Source organism: Marinobacter alkalisoli (genome assembly GCF_045449795.1).
GTDB lineage: Bacteria > Pseudomonadota > Gammaproteobacteria > Pseudomonadales > Oleiphilaceae > Marinobacter.
The window spans coordinates 570,913-589,756 of the sequence record NZ_JBJJLB010000016.1 but is presented as its reverse complement, the minus strand read 5'-3'; the positions used below and the strand labels follow the sequence as shown (position 1 = coordinate 589,756).

The 18,844-nt window shown below is 57.6% G+C and carries 18 protein-coding genes and 3 tRNA genes; 12 read left to right on the top strand and 9 right to left on the bottom strand.

Features of this window, described 5'->3' with window-relative positions; translation table 11 throughout:
- Positions 1–17: 17 nt before the first annotated feature.
- A complete protein-coding gene (locus ACJO3M_RS07240) occupies positions 18–548 on the bottom strand; it encodes a hydrolase (protein WP_407000704.1) in 531 nt (176 codons plus the stop codon).
- Positions 549–764: 216 nt separating this feature from the next.
- Between ACJO3M_RS07240 and ACJO3M_RS07235 the strand changes: the two genes are divergently transcribed.
- Positions 765–855: transfer RNA gene (locus tag ACJO3M_RS07235), tRNA-Ser, on the top strand.
- A 218-nt stretch (positions 856–1,073) separates the two neighbouring features.
- Here the strand turns inward: ACJO3M_RS07235 and ACJO3M_RS07230 are convergent.
- Positions 1,074–1,352 (bottom strand): acylphosphatase, encoded by a 279-nt coding sequence (locus ACJO3M_RS07230; protein ID WP_407000703.1) that lies wholly within the window; start codon positions 1,350–1,352, stop codon positions 1,074–1,076.
- A gap of 86 nt (positions 1,353–1,438) precedes the next feature.
- On the opposite strand from ACJO3M_RS07230, the gene ACJO3M_RS07225 reads away from it, so the two are divergent.
- Positions 1,439–2,200, top strand: a complete 762-nt coding sequence (locus tag ACJO3M_RS07225) for a fructosamine kinase family protein (protein WP_407000702.1) — start codon at positions 1,439–1,441, stop codon at positions 2,198–2,200.
- Here ACJO3M_RS07225 and ACJO3M_RS07220 read toward each other — a convergent pair whose 3' ends face one another.
- Positions 2,201–2,800: a DUF938 domain-containing protein gene (locus ACJO3M_RS07220; RefSeq protein WP_407000701.1), complete on the bottom strand. Its 600-nt coding sequence runs from the start codon at positions 2,798–2,800 to the stop codon at positions 2,201–2,203.
- 51 nt (positions 2,801–2,851) lie between these two features.
- Positions 2,852–3,799, bottom strand: coding sequence for an AEC family transporter (locus ACJO3M_RS07215; RefSeq protein ID WP_407000700.1), 948 nt, complete (start codon positions 3,797–3,799; stop codon positions 2,852–2,854).
- Between the two features lie 322 nt (positions 3,800–4,121).
- Between ACJO3M_RS07215 and ACJO3M_RS07210 the strand changes: the two genes are divergently transcribed.
- The 6 genes from ACJO3M_RS07210 to pgsA all read left to right on the top strand — a co-directional run bounded on the left by ACJO3M_RS07210 (position 4,122) and on the right by pgsA (position 8,970).
- Positions 4,122–4,529, top strand: coding sequence for a DUF1330 domain-containing protein (locus tag ACJO3M_RS07210; RefSeq protein WP_407000699.1), 408 nt, complete (start codon positions 4,122–4,124; stop codon positions 4,527–4,529).
- 31 nt (positions 4,530–4,560) lie between these two features.
- Complete coding sequence (locus ACJO3M_RS07205) at positions 4,561–5,505, top strand: methyl-accepting chemotaxis protein (RefSeq protein WP_407000698.1); 945 nt, start codon at positions 4,561–4,563, stop codon at positions 5,503–5,505.
- A gap of 63 nt (positions 5,506–5,568) precedes the next feature.
- The gene (locus ACJO3M_RS07200) at positions 5,569–5,820 is read left to right on the top strand and encodes a YheU family protein (RefSeq protein ID WP_407000697.1); all 252 of its coding nucleotides are present in this window, start codon (positions 5,569–5,571) and stop codon (positions 5,818–5,820) included.
- A gap of 103 nt (positions 5,821–5,923) precedes the next feature.
- The gene (gene uvrY, locus ACJO3M_RS07195; protein ID WP_407000696.1) at positions 5,924–6,586 is read left to right on the top strand and encodes a UvrY/SirA/GacA family response regulator transcription factor; all 663 of its coding nucleotides are present in this window, start codon (positions 5,924–5,926) and stop codon (positions 6,584–6,586) included.
- Positions 6,570–8,408: an excinuclease ABC subunit UvrC gene (gene uvrC / locus ACJO3M_RS07190; RefSeq protein ID WP_407000695.1), complete on the top strand. Its 1,839-nt coding sequence runs from the start codon at positions 6,570–6,572 to the stop codon at positions 8,406–8,408. The genes uvrY and uvrC overlap by 17 nt, the downstream gene beginning before the upstream one ends.
- A 7-nt stretch (positions 8,409–8,415) precedes the next feature.
- A complete protein-coding gene (pgsA, locus tag ACJO3M_RS07185; protein ID WP_407000694.1) occupies positions 8,416–8,970 on the top strand; it encodes a CDP-diacylglycerol--glycerol-3-phosphate 3-phosphatidyltransferase in 555 nt (184 codons plus the stop codon).
- On the opposite strand, the gene ACJO3M_RS07180 is transcribed toward pgsA, so the two are convergent.
- The 4 genes from ACJO3M_RS07180 to ACJO3M_RS07165 are packed head-to-tail and all read right to left on the bottom strand — an operon-like array spanning position 8,971 to position 12,496.
- Positions 8,971–9,582, bottom strand: a complete 612-nt coding sequence (locus ACJO3M_RS07180; RefSeq protein ID WP_407000693.1) for an ABC-type transport auxiliary lipoprotein family protein — start codon at positions 9,580–9,582, stop codon at positions 8,971–8,973.
- Entirely contained in the window at positions 9,579–10,517 is a 939-nt protein-coding gene (locus ACJO3M_RS07175; protein ID WP_407000692.1) for an MlaD family protein, read from the bottom strand. The genes ACJO3M_RS07180 and ACJO3M_RS07175 overlap by 4 nt, the downstream gene beginning before the upstream one ends.
- A 3-nt stretch (positions 10,518–10,520) precedes the next feature.
- Positions 10,521–11,318, bottom strand: coding sequence for an ABC transporter ATP-binding protein (locus ACJO3M_RS07170; RefSeq protein ID WP_407000691.1), 798 nt, complete (start codon positions 11,316–11,318; stop codon positions 10,521–10,523).
- Between the two features lie 23 nt (positions 11,319–11,341).
- Positions 11,342–12,496 carry an MlaE family ABC transporter permease gene (locus tag ACJO3M_RS07165; protein WP_407000690.1) on the bottom strand — a complete coding sequence of 385 codons (1,155 nt, stop codon included), beginning with the start codon at positions 12,494–12,496 and terminating at the stop codon, positions 11,342–11,344.
- 113 nt (positions 12,497–12,609) lie between these two features.
- On the opposite strand from ACJO3M_RS07165, the gene ACJO3M_RS07160 reads away from it, so the two are divergent.
- The 4 genes from ACJO3M_RS07160 to betA all read left to right on the top strand — a co-directional run bounded on the left by ACJO3M_RS07160 (position 12,610) and on the right by betA (position 16,830).
- A tRNA-Gly gene (locus ACJO3M_RS07160) sits at positions 12,610–12,685 on the top strand.
- 68 nt (positions 12,686–12,753) lie between these two features.
- Positions 12,754–12,827: transfer RNA gene (locus ACJO3M_RS07155), tRNA-Cys, on the top strand.
- 220 nt (positions 12,828–13,047) lie between these two features.
- The gene (betT, locus tag ACJO3M_RS07150) at positions 13,048–15,111 is read left to right on the top strand and encodes a choline BCCT transporter BetT (RefSeq protein WP_407000927.1); all 2,064 of its coding nucleotides are present in this window, start codon (positions 13,048–13,050) and stop codon (positions 15,109–15,111) included.
- An 18-nt stretch (positions 15,112–15,129) separates the two neighbouring features.
- Positions 15,130–16,830, top strand: coding sequence for a choline dehydrogenase (gene betA / locus ACJO3M_RS07145; protein ID WP_407000688.1), 1,701 nt, complete (start codon positions 15,130–15,132; stop codon positions 16,828–16,830).
- A 30-nt stretch (positions 16,831–16,860) separates the two neighbouring features.
- On the opposite strand, the gene ACJO3M_RS07140 is transcribed toward betA, so the two are convergent.
- Positions 16,861–18,843, bottom strand: a complete 1,983-nt coding sequence (locus ACJO3M_RS07140; RefSeq protein WP_407000926.1) for a PhoX family protein — start codon at positions 18,841–18,843, stop codon at positions 16,861–16,863.
- Position 18,844 lies beyond the last annotated feature (1 nt).

Genomic DNA, 18,844 nt, shown 5'->3' with positions numbered 1-18,844 from the left:
GCGCGATGGGTCAGGTGCTATTTGATCAGTCCCTGAATGTCGCGAAAACGCGGGTGCTTGCAGTGCCGTAGCCATTCAAAAGCCACCATCTCGACTGTGACAATCCTGGCGCCGCTCTGGTGCAGGCGATCCAGGGCCACGTCCCGGTCAAGCTCATTGCGTGACCCGGTGGCATCCGCCACCACCCAGACCTTGTAACCGGCATCCACCAGGCTCAGCGCGGTCTGCATCATGCAGACGTGGGTTTCACAGCCACCGATGACGATTTGTTGGCGTCCTTCAGGCAATTCATCAATCAATCCATCGGGGCAGGCATCGAAATGGTACTTCCCGATGACCTGATCGCACAGCTCACGGATGTCTGGCATGTTATGACCGAGCTTTTCCGGCAGCTGCTCGGTTGCCACTACCGGAACCTCCAGCAGTCCGGCCATGGTTGCCAGTTTGAGGCATTGGTCAATGACAGCCCCGCCATCGGCGATGGCCGGCATCAGCTTCTCCTGCAGATCAATCAGGATCAGGATGGATTGGTCGGCTTTCATCAGCATTGTTGTTCTCCTTATATTGGCTGGTTATTCTGACGCCCATCTGGCTATTTCCATACAGTAACGATAGCCCCGAAAACGCTCAATCGTTAACCGATGTCGCTTGGCAGTGTAATTTTTTCCACGATTTTCCCAAAGAGAGTTGCCAAACGCCTGAAAATTCATTAGAGTTTGCGCCCTCAAATCAGTGACGACATTACTGATTTGGAACAGTTTATTGGAGAGGTGGCCGAGTGGCTGAAGGCGCACGCCTGGAAAGTGTGTAAACGTTAATAGCGTTTCGAGGGTTCGAATCCCTCCCTCTCCGCCAATACAAAACCCCAGCATCGCTGGGGTTTTTTATTGGCCGATTGGCAGGGTAAGAAGAGCCCTCGCGGGTTCGACCGAAGCCTGCAAAGCAGGCTGAGGAACGTCGGAGCAAAGCGACGACGGCCCCGAAGGGGTGAGGGCCGAAGGCCCGAATAATCCCTCCCTCTCCGCCAATACAAAACCCCAGCAGAAATGCTGGGGTTTTTTTATTGCAGAACTTCAGTCTTTTATCCTGAACTCCCGAAATTCATCGGATACAGGCACTTCGCGAACCTCCACTCCCGCGACTCTGGCAGCTGGCGGCCCTTCCTCGCACCAATCCTTCAGCGCCTGAAGGTCCTCCTGCAAGCCCTCCGCCACAATTTCCACCCGACCGTCGGGGAGGTTTTTTGCGTAACCCGTGAGGTTCAGTCGCCTGGCAACATCCTCCGTGGAAGCGCGGTAACACACCCCTTGCACCTTACCCGAAACCAGTATTACCCAGCGTGTTCGCATCATGGTCTTTCCCGTGTTATGTGGCATGGTACGCTAATTATCAATGTACAAGCCCTGGCCAGGAAAGCTCAAGCGCGGAAATGAGGGAAATGGCGACTTACCGTAAACACAATCACTCCGGGTATCCGAATGCGCTGATCCGTGAAGCAGAGGGGCTGGCATTGCTGCGGTCGGAACTGCTGAATGCCAACCAGGCTGAGACGATTTGCGTGCCAGAGGTGTATTACGTCGACGAATCGGTGCTGGAGATGGAAGCCATCGCTGCAGGATCTTCCTCGGATGATGCTCTGGCAAAACTGGGGGAGGGGCTTGCGACCCTGCATCGGGTGGTGCAGCCGTTCTATGGTCTTGAGGCTGACAACTACATTGGCCTGTCTCCACAGGTGAATGGCAGGTTCAGGAATTGGGGGTATTTCTTTGTAAACAACCGGCTTGGCTGCCAGGTGGCGCTGATCCGCAATGCGGGAGTGCGTCGTGAATTCCAGGCTATTCTGGACAGAAGCGCGAGTGCGCTGGAGAGCTGGCTGGACGCCCGTTGCGAACAGCCCAGTCTGTTACACGGTGACCTGTGGGGTGGTAATGCGCTGTTTGAAGGCCACACACCCTGGCTGATCGACCCGGCGGTGTACTTTGGGGACCGGGAAGCAGATGTGGCGATGACAGAAATGTTTGGCGGGTTTGGCGCGGCATTCTACGCCGCATACGACTCCGTATGGCTCCGTAGCACGGATTACCCGCTGAAGAAGGAGATCTACAATCTCTATCATTACCTGAACCACTACAACCTTTTGGGTGGCAGTTACCTGGATGGGTGCCGTCGGGGCTTTGACCTCCTGACTGACATGCGCTAATCAGCGTTTGCGCCAGACCAGCAAACGGTTGTTGGCGGGCATCTCGAAATCGCTTTCCAGAAACAGGTCATTGTCGCCAGCCATTGCTTCCATGTCTTCAATGTGACGAATCCCCATACGGGCATTGCGGGCCCTGAGATACTGGTCGAATTGTCGGTTGCTGTCACTGGTGTAGGTCCCGTTATAGTTGAACGGGCCGTACAGGCAGAAAGCGCCGTTTTCCGGCAACCGTTGGCCCAGGCCTGAGAACATGGCCTGGACTTCCTCCCAGGCCATGATGTGGGCGGTATTGGCGGAAAACGCGCCATGGATCTCAGGTACTGGCCAGTCCACTTCACCAACGTCCAGCGCCACCGGCGCCAGGATGTTGCCGAGCCGGCAGTCCTCAAGCCAGGGCTGGCAAAGCTGGTAGTTGTCCGGATGGTCACTGGGCTGCCAGGTCAGGTGCGGTAAATGACCGGCAAAGTGCACCGCATGCTGCCCGGTTCCCGTGCCCACCTCAAGGATAGTGGCGGGCGTGTGGAAGATCAGGGTCAGCTTCTCCAGAATAAAGGGTTTGTTGTTTTCACACGCCTGTGAATAGGGCTTTTCCTGCTGCATAAATCGCCTCTGGGTTGTGTGGTGAGAATGGCACTGGTTCACGTTGTCGCGTCATATGACGCCCTGGCTTCGCAACAGGAAAACTCCGACCGTTACGGTTACGCTCGCCATCAGGGTGGTTAGCGCAATGATATTGGCGGCCAGTCGGTCATTGCCGCCCAGCGCCTTGACCATAACAAAACTGGCGGCTGCGGTGGGACTGGCGAAGAACAGAAACATCAGTCCGAGTTCGGCATCCCGAAAACCCGACAGCCAGGCGGCGCCGGTGCACAGGGCAGGAAGGGCCACCATCTTCATAACACTGGAACTGATGGCAGTGCGGCTGTCACTGCGAATAGCGCTGAGGGAGACGGTTGCGCCTATGCAAAGCAGGGCAAGCGGTAAAGTGAGAGATGCGAAGTAGTCGCCGCTGGTCATGACCCAGGTCGGGAAAGACACCTTCCACCAGGCGAACGGGATGGCCAGGAAGACCGAGATAATCAATGGATTGCGGACAATATCGCTGAGAATTCGACGCCAGCTGGCGGACTTGCCCGGTTGATAGGCCAGCAGGACGATTACCGATAAGGCGTTGTAGGAGATAATCACCAGCCCGAGCAATATACCTCCGGCGGACAGCCCGTAGTCGCCGTAGAGGCTTGCTGCCAGCGCAAGGCCCACAATGCCGCAGTTGCCGCGAAACGCTCCCTGCACATACACGCCGCGGTCTTCCCCGGGCACCCGCCAGACAGCCCAGCCCCATGCCAGGGCGAAACTCGCCAGGGTTGCTGCCAGGAAGAATATCAGCAGGTGGACATTCAGCGCCGTTTCCAGATCCGCCCGGACAATGCTGAGGAACACCAGGGTTGGCAGGGTCGCCTTGAACACCAGCGCGGAAGCGGTATTAACGAAATCATCGTTGATCCATCCAATGCGCTTCAGGCCCAGGCCGATAAAGACCATGGCGAATACCGGCAGGGTGGTTTCCAGGGTTTGATAGAAAATATCGAGAAGTGTCATAGCGTTACTGTGGACGGATGTGGGTGGGGATGAAGAGGGTAATCACTGGCACAGGATCCTGTTTCGAGCCGAAAAAGGGAATTGCACAAAGGGCTTAGGGGAGCAGGTTGGCTTGTATAATACGCTCAGGGTCGGTATCGACCAAGTTTTGGTCAGGGACTTGTCTTGACGCCAGGGCTCGGGCTGAAGCATGGGAGGTTGGTCCAGGTTGAATGAAATGTAATTGAAAGGTCTTGGTGACCTGGGGGCATGCTGCGCTATAGTTACGGGCACATATCCAAAATATAACGAACGTTCAGAGCCTGATAGACCAAGGAAACCCATGGAAACCGTTAATCCGACTCCCGAACAGCTTCAGAAAGTTCTGGCGAATACCCCCAAAGATCATCCGGTCGTTATGCTTAACCTGTTACGGTTTCGTGATCGCGCCCAGTATAAGGATGAGGCTTCGGACCGGTCCGGGCGTGAAGCCTACTCACTCTACATGCAGGAAGCGGCAGCCTGTGTGCGGGCCGTCGGTGCGGAGGTGATCTGGTCCGGGCGGAGCGTCGGTTCCCTGATTGCGCCCCCCGACGAGTCCTGGGATCAGGTTCTGCTGGTTCGGTACCCATCCGTGGATGCATTCATGGCGATGATCGAGAGCCCTGAGTACAAGGGTGTCGTAAAGCATCGGACAGCCGCACTGGAAGATTCACGGCTGGTGGCCAATCTCGAAGGGAGTGCGGGCTAGTTCCATCAGCCACTCTGACTGCTGAATCATAATGCAGGTCACTTTGCCCGCCGCAATGGAGGGCAATGGCGCTCTGTTCCTCTGCAATAAAAGTGTCGCGCTGGGTGGTCTGGTCAGTCGCTTCAACGGTTTTATCGGCGACATCCGGGAGGCTTCCCGTACCCTGGACCATCGCTCGGCATCCCTGGATACCCAGGCGGAGGAGGTCCAGAAGTCTTCCGACCGCACCCGCACCCAGATAAGGGACGTCAGCCAGTCCATGGCAGTCATCGCCGATCAGGCGACCGCCATAGAGGCGGCCTCGGCCAATGCCGCTGATACTGTGCGCGAGGCTTCATCCGCCAACGATGAAGTGCACAGCGGTCTACGCAACAGCGAGCGGGGCGCCGAACACGCCAACGAAGTCATTGGTCGTGTCTCGGCTGCCATTCAGGCCCTTGGCGGCTCTACCTCCAGGATCGAACAGGTTATCGGGGTGATTGCCGATATCGCCGAACAGACCAACCTGCTGGCACTCAATGCAGCCATTGAGGCTGCCAGGGCGGGAGAGCACGGCCGGGGCTTTGCGGTGGTGGCTGATGAAGTCCGGACACTGTCCCGGCGCACAGCGGATTCGACAGCGGAAATCCGTCAATGGGTCCATGATCTGGTCCAGGGGGTTGGCAATGTCGATGGGCTACTCGAGGAGATGAGCGAAGCCGGGGCGAGCAATCGCAACAACCTCAACGCTCTGAAAGATCACCTGATCGAGCTTGGCGCACGTTTTGAGGCGCTGCAAACCCGGACAGGGGAAATCAACGCTGCAGTCAGCCATCAGCGGGGTGAAATCGAACGGGTTGGCAGGCGCTCTGCCGCACTGGACGACAGTGCTGGTGCGCTGAGCAGTAGTGTGGACATTACCCGGGAAATCAGTGAGGCGCTCCGTCAGGAGTCGCTGTCAATGCGACAATTAATTGCAAGGTTTCGCATAACTTAACAGTAACACCACTTCACCGATACCTCCCCAGGCCTTATGATAAGTCACTGAAACGGAGGAATGATGATCGACGACGCCAGCCAGCAACCTGAGGCCGACCCCAGGCAGGAAAAGTTCGTGGTTGATACGGAGCTGCTCTCCGATGATCAGGTAGACGGGCTAGTGGATGAATATTGCACCCGTTATCACGGCCTGAATGAAACCGAAAACCCAATGGCTGAGCGAGACCGGGTAAAAGCGGCCGTGAAGCGGGGGGATCTGGTGGTGTGGTTTGATCCGGTTGAGAATACTGCCGGATTGGGTGTTCCCGCTTGAACGCTCATTCATGTTTCGTCGATCCGCGAGAACACCTACCCCGGGGTTCTTATAAACGGTACAATCCCGCTGTTTTTACCAGAAGCCGTGTGCGAGGTGAGTTTTGATCAGGGTATTGGTTGTTGATGACCATGAGCTGGTGCGTTCCGGGATTACCCGGATGCTGGCGGATAACCCCGATATTGACGTCATCGGCCAGGCCTCCTCCGGTGAGGACGCCATTGAATGTGTGCGCAAGCAAACGCCGGACATTGTCCTGATGGACATTCGCATGCCCGGTATTGGCGGCCTCGAGGCTACTCGCCGGATTCTGCGCATTGACGATACCATTCGGGTCATTGTGGTAACGGCCTGCGCCGACGACCCCTATCCCACCCGGGTGATGCAGAGTGGCGCATCGGCCTATATCACCAAGGGCGCTGATATCAAGGAAATGGTACGTGCGATCCGGATGGCCCATTCCGGCCAGCGCTACATCAGTCCCGAGATTGCCCAGAAAATGGCGCTCAAGCAGCTGGGGGGCGACCCCAACGGCGAAGATGGCGATCTGTCATTGTTTGACCGCTTGTCGGAACGGGAAATGCAAATCGCCATGATGGTGGTGGATTGCCAGAAAGTTCAGGACATTTCCGACAAGCTTTGCCTCAGCCCCAAAACCGTCAACAGTTACCGTTACCGGATATTCGAGAAGCTGGAAATTTCCAGTGACGTTGAGCTCGCTTTGATGGCGGTACGGCTCGGGTTGCTCGATGCCGACAAGGTCTGAATTCGACTCCAGAAATTTTCTGAAACAGCTTACTGAGCGTCCTGGCGTATATCGCATGTACGATGAGGGCGGCTCGGTCCTGTATGTGGGCAAGGCGCGCAATCTCCGGAAGCGGGTGGGGAGCTACTTCCGCAAGTCTGGCCTGGCGCCGAAAACCGAAGCGCTGGTGGCGAAAATTGCATCCATTGAGGTCACCATTACCGGTAGCGAGACCGAAGCGCTGCTGCTGGAACAGAACCTCATCAAATCCCTTCGGCCGCCTTACAATATTCTGCTTCGGGATGATAAGTCTTACCCGTACATTTACCTGTCTTCCCATGACGACTATCCGTCACTGACGTTTCGGCGGGGGCGTACGAAAAAAGGCGGCGGCACCTGGTTCGGGCCGTTTCCCAGTTCCGGCGCGGTCAAGGAAAGCCTTAATATCCTGCAAAAGGTTTTTCGCATAAGATCTTGTAGTGAAAGCTATTTCAGGAATCGAACTCGTCCCTGCCTTCAATACCAGATCAACCGCTGCACAGCTCCCTGTGTGGAATATATCTCTCCGGAGGATTACCGGGAGGACATCCGTCACGCCACCATGTTTCTGGAAGGGAAAAATCCCGCCATCATCCATGATCTTATGGCAGCGATGGAGAAGGCCTCTCAGAACCTGGAATTCGAGAAGGCAGCAGCCTATCGTGATCAGATTAACCACCTTCGCCATGTCCAGGAACAGCAATCCGTTGACGGCGAGGGGGGCGATGCGGACGTGGTTGCGATTTCCCAGGATGCAGGCGTTGTCTGCATTGTGGTGATTATTGTCCGGGGTGGCCGGGTTCTCGGCACCAAGGACTACTTCCCCCGTTACTCGATAGAACAGTCGGAAGGCGAACTGTTGAGCGCGTTCCTGGGGCAGTACTATTTCGGTGGCAGCACCCGCAGGGAGATTCCCCAGGATATCCTGGTGCCGGTGGAGGTCGAGGGGGAATCGTTGCTGGCGCAGGCATTAACCGAGACTGCAGGCAGGGATACCCGGATCCGTCGCAACGTTCGTGGCGAACGGCGTAAATGGCTGGAGTTGGCCATGACCAATGCCCGCCAGACGCTGCTGAGCCATCTGGCCAGCAAGGAAACCGTCTATCGGCGATTACTGGCATTGCGGGACATGCTGGAACTGGCTGAAACGCCGTCACGAATGGAGTGTTTCGACATCAGCCACAGCCATGGCGAAAACACGGTCGCATCTTGCGTGGTTTTCGACGAAAATGGGCCGCTTAAGAGTGACTACCGGTTGTATAACATTGAAGGCGTGACCGCCGGGGACGACTACGCCGCCATGCGCCAGGTCCTGACCCGCCGCTACAGGCGAATGGTTTCAGGTGATGGCAAACGCCCTGATCTGGTGTTTATTGATGGCGGTAAGGGGCAGTTGAATATTGCCCGGGAAGTCTTTGATGAACTGGGGATTTCCGATATTCCACTGATTGGTGTGGCCAAGGGTGTCACCCGCCGGGCCGGGATGGAGCAGTTGATTGATGCCATGACCGGTGATGTCTTTCGGGTGCCGGCGGATTCACCCGCGCTGCATCTGATTCAGCACATCCGGGATGAGTCCCATCGCTTTGCGATTACCGGCCACCGTGCCCGTCGGGACAAGAAGCGCCGGCAATCGACGCTGGAAGGTATCGAGGGCGTGGGACCCAAGCGCCGGCGGGATCTCATTCGCTACTTCGGTGGCATACAGGAACTTCGTAAAGCCAGCGTCGATGAGATGGCCAAGGTACAGGGCATCAGTAAATCACTGGCGGAAACCATCTACGCAGCATTGCACGACGAGTAAGGACAGCATGAATTTACCAAACGTACTGACGCTATCCCGCATTGTGATGATCCCGGTCTTTGTGGTGATTTTTTACCTGCCGGTGCAATGGAGCTATCTGGTTAGCGCGGCTATTTTCGCCCTGGCTGGCGCCACCGACTGGCTCGATGGTTACCTGGCCAGAAAGCTCGACCAAAGCACCCCCTTCGGGGCGTTCCTGGATCCGGTGGCTGACAAACTGATGGTGGCGGTTGCCCTGACGGTGCTGATTGAGGAGCATGCCAGCCTGATCCTGACGATTCCCGCTACCGTGATTATCGGCCGCGAAATCGTCATATCCGCACTGCGGGAGTGGATGGCCGAGATAGGCAGCCGGGCCAGTGTCGCCGTGTCCTACATCGGCAAGATAAAAACCACGGCACAGATGGTGTCTATCATTACGCTGCTGGCGTTTCCTCCGGGCGAGCTCTGGTCGTGGATCGGGGTAGGGCTGCTTTACGTAGCCGCTGGCCTGACGTTCTGGTCAATGATCCTGTACCTGCAGGCGGCATGGCCGGATCTGTTCCCCAGGCAGGAGTCCTGATCAGGCTTCCAGGCAGTCGCTGAGCCAGTCGCGTAGCTGCTGGCCCAGTTTTTCGCCCCCACGGCCAAAGGCCTCGACTACCTGATCTATCCCCGGACCTGTCGCGTCCGCGGTTACCCTGAAGTTGCCAGTGCAGATGGTCTGCCTTGTGCGGTTGTTCATCAATTGGGCATACAGTGAAACGAGCACCTGAACGCCGTTTTCACCTGTTTCACTGTGAAAACCATACAGGTCACTGACCAGGGTGACGTCGCTGCCAGTTGGGCTGGTTTCATTCACTACGCCCTGAAGTTGTCCTTCCTGGCGGAATGTTCCTATCATCAGTTCCCGTAACAGAACCGGCGCTGTGTCACGCCAGCGTACACCGCCGTATATCTGGTATTCGTGGGGCGCGGGCTTGGTCAGAATCCGTGAACTGTCAAAGGGTTCGGTGGCCTGGGGCGTGTCAATTCTCAGGGTTATATCGAACTCGGTGCTACCATCGCTTTGGGCGGCAGCCGGTGTCGGGATATCCATGACCCGCGGCGCTTCGTAATCCGGGAATACCGTGCATCCGGCGAGTATGGCTGTCATTGCCAGGGCGGTGAAGGTTTGCGCATGGCGAACAGTCATTGCGGCGCCTCCTGAATGTTTTCCCGGTTCCAGATGGTGCTGGAAGGATCATCTTCAAGGCGCCGGGTGAAATGATTGAGGTTGCGGAGCGTGCTTCTCAGCTCGCGGAGAGCGGGCGAGAGCTCACCCAGGCCCTGCAGGCCTTCATCCAGTGCGCCTTCATTGCTGGCGGTTAGCTGTTCAATGCGGGTTGCCGTGGTCTGGATCGAGGCAATGGCGCTGTTGAGAGATTCGAGGGTGTTCTTGCCCTCGCTCTGTAATAACCGGTCGGCGTTGTTGGCAAATGCGGATACTCGCGCTGAAGCTTCGGCGGCCCGCACGCTGGCGTCGTTCATCCGTTCGAGCAATTGTTCCAGTTCTGTCCGGCGGTCCATCAGCCCGTCCGTGGCTACCCGGGCGTTGCGGAGGATACGGGTCAGGTTCTCGCTGTTCTCTTCCGAAAATAAAGTATTGGCGTTGGTCAGGAGGCGTTCGGCTTTACTTAACAGAGCCTCGCCGTTATCCAGCAGGGAGGTGAACACCGAGGGTTCTGCCATGATCAGCGGCGGATCACTGCGACTGCCTTCCAGTACCGGGCTATCGGTCGTGCCGCCCTGGAAACGCACACTCATGCTGCCGGTGATATTGGCGAGCACCAGTCCGACGCGGGTGTTTTCGCGGATTTTCACGTTCTCGTCCACACGAATGAGCACCCTCACATGGCTGGGGTTTTCAGAATCCAGGGACAGGTCCACCACTTCGCCAACTTCGACACCGCTGTACTGTACCGGGTTACCCCTGGACAGGCCACTGACGGGATGATCAAAGCCGATTTCGTACCAGGCCCACTCCCGGTCGGTCGCGGACTTTCCCAGCCAGAGTGCAAATATCAGGGCTGCTGCGGCAATGATGACCGTAAACAGTCCGATAATAATATGGTGAGCTTTTGGCTCCATACTCTACTGCTCCTGCATCCCGGCTGTTGCTGAATGTGCGGCGGCGCGGCCACGGGGGCCGTGGAAATAGTCGTGCACCCATTCGTCATCGGTTGCTTCCACCACCTCAAGGCTATCGGCTACCAGCACTTTTTTCCGTGACAATACGGCAACCCGGTCACAGGTGCTGTATAGCGTGTCCAGGTCGTGGGTAACCATGAATACCGTCAGGCCCAGAGCATCCCTCAGGGTTTTGATGAGCCCGTCGAACGCAGCGGCGCCAATGGGGTCAAGCCCGGCGGTGGGCTCATCCAGAAACAGGATTTCCGGGTCCAGCGCGAGGGCTCTGGCAAGGGCCGCGCGCTTGACCATGCCGCCGGACAATTCCGCCGGATACTGCAGGGCCGCCTCTGGCGGCAACCCCGCGAGGGCGAGCTTCATCTGTGCCAGGTGTTCCGCCATGGGGCGGGTGAGACCGGCGTGTTCCATCAACGGGACGGCAATGTTTTCCCGAAGATTGAGTGAGGTGAACAACGCTCCGCCCTGAAACAGAATGCCAAACCGCTGTTCGATCCGGGCCCGCTCCCTGTCCGGTAAGCTGTGCAGATCCTGGCCAAATACCCGGATCTCACCGCTGGTGGGGCGATGCAGGCCAACGATGCTGCGAAGCAGTACGGATTTACCCGTTCCTGAGCCGCCAACGACACCAAGAATTTCCCCGCGCCGGATATCCAGATCGAGGCCATCGTGGACCACATGGGAGTCAAACCGGTTTTCCAGGCCCCGGACTTCGACCAGAGTGTTCTCGCGGCTGTTGCCCATTGCTGAGTTTTCCTGCCTCATGCTCACCATCCCATTTCCATGAAGAATAGCGCAGCGATGGAATCCAGCAGAATCACCATGAAAATGGACTGCACCACGCTGGATGTGGTGTGCTCGCCCACCGATTGTGCGCTGCCACTGACCTTGAAGCCTTCCAGGCAGCCAATAACGGCGATCAGGAAGGCGAAGACCGGCGCCTTGCCGAGGCCAACAAGAAAGTGTTTGAGAGCAATGTCCTGCTCGACGATGGCGAGGAACTGGGTCGGGGAGATGTCCAGCACGAGGGCGCACACCGCTGCTCCGCCGGCCATCCCCGATAGCATACCGACGAAGGTCAGCAACGGCAGGCTGATCATCATGGCCAGGACCCTGGGCAGCACCAGCAATTCTACGGGGCTGAGTCCCAGGGTGCGGATGGCATCCAGTTCCTCGTTGACCTTCATGGCGCCGAGGTGGGCGGTAAAGGAACTGGCGGTTCTACCGGCGAGGAGGATGGCGGCCAACAGTACGCCGAACTCCCGCAGGAACGAGAAAGCCACCAGGTTAACCGTATAGATGGTCGCACCGAACGCTTCCAGCACCGTGGCGCCCAGGAACGCCACCACTGCCCCCACCAGGAATGTCAGCAGGGCAACAATGGGGAGTGCGTTCAGCCCTGTGTCCTGAATTGCCGCCACAAACGCGGTAACCCGCCAGCGTCGCGGGCGGGGAAGGTTGTAAGCAAGCGCCGCCAGAGTCTCGCCAATAAAGGCGAGCAGTAACCGGAGCAGGTCGTACAGCTCTTCAACGCGCTGCCCGAGGGTGGATAGCATAGCCACCACCGGGTTGTAGGCGGGAGGTTGCGGCTCGTTTCTGTCGCCCATCGCCCTGGCGACTGCCCGGAGCAGGGCGCGCCTTTCGTCCGCAAGCCCGGGGGTGCTGTCCGCAAGGCCGGCGAGTGCCTTTGCGCCCAGCAGTTCCGCCAGCAGGGCGGCGCCGGCGGTATCAACCCGGCCAAGGTTGGCGAGATTTCCGCTACAACCTTCAACTGACCCGGATGTTTGGAGTCGGGCAACTAAATTCTTCAGTTCAGGATAATGGCCAAGTACCCAGTCCCCCTGAATCGTCAGTTGGCTACCATCCGTCAGGATCTCGCCGGGAACAGGGCTGGCGGTCCGGGATGAGGGTGGTGGCGTCATAGTGCTCCCCGATGTTGTTCAATTATTGTTCATAAAAACCAGGTAAAACAAAAAGTTGAAAAAAGTGGTTGACGCAATCGGTCGAATCCGTAGAATACGCCCTCGTTGACCAAGCGGGAATAGCTCAGTTGGTAGAGCACAACCTTGCCAAGGTTGGGGTCGCGAGTTCGAATCTCGTTTCCCGCTCCAATTTAACACAGTCTCTCACAGCCCACCTGAGAGCATGAAAGTCCTTAAAACTCCTCGGACTTTTCCCCGGCGCGGTGGCAGAGTGGTTATGCAGCGGACTGCAACTCCGTGTACGCCGGTTCGATTCCGACCCGCGCCTCCAATTTTTTCCTTGTTTAAACCACACCGGTCTCGGTGAATTCTGGTTATCGCACGAGTGCAATGCTCTCGTTGCCTTGACGCCCTCCGTTTGTCTTTCTATACCAAGTAATATCAATGACCGCCATTTCCTGCCAGTACCGGCCTTAGAGTTTCGTGAGCGGTAGTGGCGTCGATTCTGGCAGTGACCCTGCCTGAATCGTTTCTCCACGGAGGCACGTATGATGGACGAGGCTGAAGAGAGTAGCGGGGCTGATCGGCAAGATCGCCTGAATCCCATCGTGTTCTATGGTTCAGCGGCGGCCATTGTGGTGTTCGCGGTGTGGACCATTCTGTTTACCGAGTCGTCGAGCACCGTTATCTATAGTGTGCTGGCCTGGATATCCGATAGCTTCGGCTGGTTCTATTTTATCTCTGTTGTGGCCTATCTGGTGTTTGTTATTGCCATTGGCTGCTCACGGTTCGGAAAGTTAAGGCTGGGCCCGGCCCATTCCAAACCGGATTTTAACGTGCTGACCTGGGCGGCCATGCTGTTCTCGGCCGGTATCGGGATTGATTTGCTGTTTTTCTGCATCGCGGAGCCGGTTACTCAGTACCTTGCGCCTCCGGCCGGAGATCCGGAGACGGTGGCGGCTGCCAGGCACGCCATGGAAATCACCTTCCTGCATTGGGGGCTGTCTGGCTGGGGCGTGTACACCCTGGTGGGCATGGCGCTCGCTTTTTTCAGTTACCGGCACGGCCTGCCGCTTACCATTCGCTCAACCCTGTATCCGATATTTGGCAAACGCATCAAAGGCCCGATTGGCCACACCGTTGATGCGGCCGCGGTGCTGGGTACGGTGTTCGGTGTTGCCACCAGTCTCGGAATCGGGATCATTCAGCTGAACTTCGGTCTCAACTACATGTTTGGCGTAGCAGAGAGCACGCTGACCCAAACTGTATTGGCTATTTTGATTGTTATTTTCTCGGCGATTTCGGCGTTTACCGGCGTGGACAAAGGTATCCGCCGTCTTTCCGAGTTCAACATGGCACTGGCGCTGCTGCTGATGCTGTTCATTTTGTTCAGCGGCAAGACGATTTTTCTCCTGAACGCCCTGGTCATGAATGTGGGGGACTATCTCTCCAGCTTCATCACAATGTCGTTCAATACCTATGCCTTTGATCCCCCTATAGACTGGTTGAACGCCTGGACGGTGTTTTTCTGGGCCTGGTGGATTGCCTGGGGGCCATTCGTCGGTCTTTTTCTGGCGAGGATTTCACGGGGCAGAACCATCCGGCAGTTTGTGGCGGGCACACTGATCCTGCCACTGGCCTTCATGATGGCCTGGATGTCCATCATGGGAAACAGCGCCATCGACCTCGTAATGAATGACAGCGGCGTGGTGGGGTTCGGCCAGGAGGCGATGGAACACCCCGGTTCATCCATCTATCTTTTCCTGGAAAGTTTTCCCTGGGTGGGTCTGACCACCATCGTGGTGACCATTCTGGCGATTGTGTTCTTTGTGACCTCCGGCGACTCCGGCTCGCTGGTATTGTCCAATCTTACGTCAATTCTCCGTGACCCCAACCACGATGCGCCGGGCTGGATGCGGGTGCTTTGGGCCGCCATTATCGGGGTGTTGACGGTGGCGTTGCTGATGGCTGGCGGGCTCAGCGCGCTGCAAAGTACGGTGGTGATCATGGGCTTGCCGTTTGCCTTCGTGCTGTTTCTGATGATGCTCGGACTGTTCAAGGCGCTACAGCTTGAGGGATTGAAGGAGGACAGCCATCGCGGCAGCATGGCCGGGCACCTGTCGGGGCGGACTGACCCCGGAAAGAACGCGGCCCTGAACTGGCAGCAGCGCCTGACTCGCAGTGTGAGTTTCCCGACTCTGAATCAATCCCGTCGCTTCCTGGAAGACGTGGCAAAATCGGCGATGGAAGAGATCAAGCAGGTCCTTTCACAGCAAGGATTCGCTGTGGATATTGAGGAAGGAGGGCAGGGCAATGAGCACATCGTCCTGCGCGTTAACCTGGGCGGCGAACAGGATTTCAGCTACGGCATCTGGCCCGCCAGATGCAAGATGCCAGCATTTTCGATCCGCGCAACCCGATCCGATACTCATTATTACCGCCTGGAGGTTCACCTCACAGAAGGCGGTCAGGGTTATGACCTCTACGGGTACTCCCGCGAGCAGGTAATTGCGGACATTCTTGATCAGTATGAGCGTCACCTGTACTTCCTGCACACGCAACGCGAAATGCCGGGCGGCGATACCATCATGCCTGCGGGGAATGATGAAAACTGATTGGTGGGGAATGTTGCCATGGATAACTCGAAATCAGAGGACGTATTTGACTACGTCATAGTCGGGGCCGGCTCAGCGGGATCGGTGTTGGCGGATCGTCTGAGTGCAGATGGACAGTATCGGGTACTGGTACTGGAGTACGGCGGCAAAGACAACTCGGTATTCATCCAGATGCCAACGGCGTTTTCGATTCCGTTGAACAAGCCCAAGTTTGACTGGGAGCTGTATACCGAGGCGGAACCCGGGCTGAATGGCCGGAAAATTCACCAGGCCCGGGGCAAGGTCATTGGGGGATCCTCATCCATCAACGGCATGGCCTATGTGCGGGGGTGTGCCGGAGATTACGAGGAGTGGGTTGAACAAGGCGCGGAAGGCTGGAGTTATGAAGAGGTGTTGCCGTATTTCCGGCGCGCCGAAGACTGCATTTACGGTTCCGATGACTACCGCGATACCGGAGGGCCACTCGGGGTCTGTAACGGCAATAATATGAAAAACCCGCTGTACCGCGCGTTTATTCAGGCCGGACGACAGGCCGGGTATGGCGAGACCAAGGATTACAACGGATATCGCCAGGAGGGGTTCTGCAGGATGGACATGACAGTACGCGATGGCAGGCGCTGTTCCACGGCCAATGCGTACCTCAAGCCCGCCCTGACACGGCAGAATCTTGAGCTCCGGATGCATGCGCTGACCACCAGGATATTACTTGAGGGCAAGCGCGCGACGGGTGTTGAATACCGCCACGGCGGCCAGTTGATCACTGTGCAGGCGCGTCGTGAGGTGATCCTCAGCGCCAGTGCCTTCAACTCACCGAAACTGCTGATGTTGTCGGGCATAGGGCCCGCCGACCATTTGCGGGAAATGGGCATTGAGCCGGTCCACGATCTGCCGGGCGTGGGCCAGAACCTTCATGACCACCTGGAAGTCTGGATTCAACAGGCCTGTACACAGAAGATCACGCTTAACAGCTGGCTGAATCCATTCGGGCAGGCCCTGATTGGCGCACGCTGGTTGTTCTTCAAAAGCGGTCTGGGCGCGACTAACCATTTTGAATCCAACGGCTACATCCGCAGTCGGGCCGGTCTCAAGTACCCCGACCTGCAGTTCCATTTTCTGGCTGGCGCCATTGCTTATGACGGCTCCAGTTCGGCCGAAGGGCATGGTTTCCAGGCGCACCTGGGGGCGAACAAACCGAAAAGCCGTGGTTGGGTCAGGTTGGCGTCCAGTGACCCCCAGGTGCCCCCGCGGATGTGCTTCAACTATCTGCAGGAGGAAGAAGACAGGCAGGCGTACAGGGCTGGCATACGGCTGACCCGGGAAATCTTTGCGCAACCGGCGTTTGATCCGTATCGAGGCGAGGAACTGATGCCTGGTGACCAGGTGCAGACCGATTCCGAGATCGATGCCTGGGTCGCGGACAACGCCGAAACCGCCTATCACCCCTGCGGCAGTTGCCGGATGGGCTCGGATCCGATGGCGGTGGTCGACTCCGAATGCCGGGTTCATGGCATTGAAGCCCTGCGAGTGGTGGATTCGTCGATCATGCCGACGGTGACCAACGGCAACATCAACGCACCGACCATCATGATCGGCGAGAAAGCGGCGGATCACATTCTTGAACGCCCGCCGCTGGCACCGTCGACTGCCCCGGTATTCTCTCCGGATGACTGGGGGGAACATCAAAGAGAGGGGGCTCCCGAGCGGACGACCCGGGAGTAATTGGGCAGGCGCAACCTTTAACGCAACAGATCAAGTACCAATAACGCCCCCGTCTGTTTTGGTTATCAACACTGTGGTTGAACGGGCGCGGGTTTTTCCGTCCGAAGCGGGGTAGCTCAGCTCCGGATGCTGGATATTGACCCACATGGTCTTGCCGTCGGGCGTTGCGGTTACCCCCGTCACCTCGCAACCCCTTGGACCGACGAGAAAGCGGTTTACCTGTCTGGTTTCCGGATCGGCGCAGAGCATCTGGTTCGTACCCATGTGGGCGTTCCGGGGCTCGTCGTCACCGTAGTCTGTCTGAATCCAGAGGCGACCCTGATGATCGAACCAGAGGCCGTCAGGGGAGGAGAACACGTCGCCCTTGATGGTTCCGGTCAGGTGCTCCGGCGATCCGGCTGAAGGTTGATCGCCAGCCAGCAGGAACATCTCCCAGGTAAACTCTGTCGCATCCACTCGGTTATCGTTTTCACGCCATCGCAGAATCTGACCGTGGAGATTGGTTTCGCGGGGGTTGGCTGCATCCACCGGTTGGTCGGGCTTGTTGCCTCTGTGTTTGTTGTTGGTCAGGGTGACGTATACGTCGCGGGAAACCGGGTGAACCGCTACCCACTCAGGCCTGTCCATGGGCGTTGCACCGACAATGTCGGCGGCTGACCTGGCATTGACCAGAACATCCGCCTGGTTGTGGAATCCGTTACGTGGGGTCAGCCCCAAATGACCGAATTCCAGGGCGCGCCACTCACCTTTACCGTCCTGGTGGAAAACGGCCACATACAGGGTGCCTTCATCCAACAGGTTTGCATTGGCGGTGCCGTTAACAGGGCGGTAGCGATCTTTGGGCACGAATTTGTAGATATACTCGCCCCGGGTGTCGTCGCCGGAGTAGATGGCTACACGGCCATCCGCGTCGTGGGTTACTGTCGCGCATTCCCGCACCAATCGACCGAGAGCGGTGCGCTTCTTCGGGGTAGAGTCCGGGTTGAACGGATCGAACTCGACCACCCACCCGAACCGGTTCGGCTCGTTGACATGGCCATGGTGTGGTTGGCTGTCATCGGGGGTGGCGTTGAACCGGGGATCGACCGAATCCCAGGCGTAGTTCTTGCTGTTGAGGGCCTGGGAAATACCATAGCGGTGATGTTCGCGGCGGCTGGTAAAATCTTCGGGGTTTCGGTTTACGAAATAGTTCTTCCAGTTTTCCTCGCATATCAGGTAGGTACCCCACGGGGTCTGCCCCATGGAACAGTTATTGATGGTGCCCAGTACCTTCTGGCCGGTGGCATCATCCACGGTTCTGAGGAGGTTCGATCCGGCGACCGGGCCCGTCAGATCCATTGGTGATTGAGCGGTAATGCGCCGACCATAGCGGGAGTCCCTGACGAGCTGCCATTCGTTTTCCTGCTTTTTCACCTCGATCACACTGACGCCATGGGCCATCTGCTCCTTGCGGACTTCTGCCTCCGGCCGCTGGATGGAGCCATCTTCCAATTCCCGGCTGCTGAATCCGTTCGGGTGCAGGGTGGGGTTCACGTACTCATGGTTGATAACCAGCAGTCCATGACTGTCGGGGGCGTCCGGGAATGGAAAATAGGCCATGCCATCGTGGTTCTGGCCGGCCTGCAGCGCCTGTTCCTGCCAGCTATCGGACGCGTCAGATTGCCAGGCCTTGGCACCACGGACCACGGGGTCACCCCAGGAAAAGAAGGCGCGTGCATCATAGCCTTCCGGCACCACCACCGAGTCAAAATCGGGGCTGGTCTGAGCAGGCACCGGGCGAAAGCGAATATTGCCGCTGGCCACACCTGAAAAGCCCTTCGATGGGGTATTTCCGGCCATTACATGGGCCGGGGGCAGAAAGACAGACGCAACTGCGGTGGCCAGGCTGCCCCGTAGAAAACGGCGGCGGTCCAGACGAACCCGGCTGTCCAGATCCGGGTTGCCGGAGCGGTTGTCCGGGGTGTCGTCCAGACGCTCCATGTCTTGGTGGAAGCCGTGGTCGTTTCGGGTAATG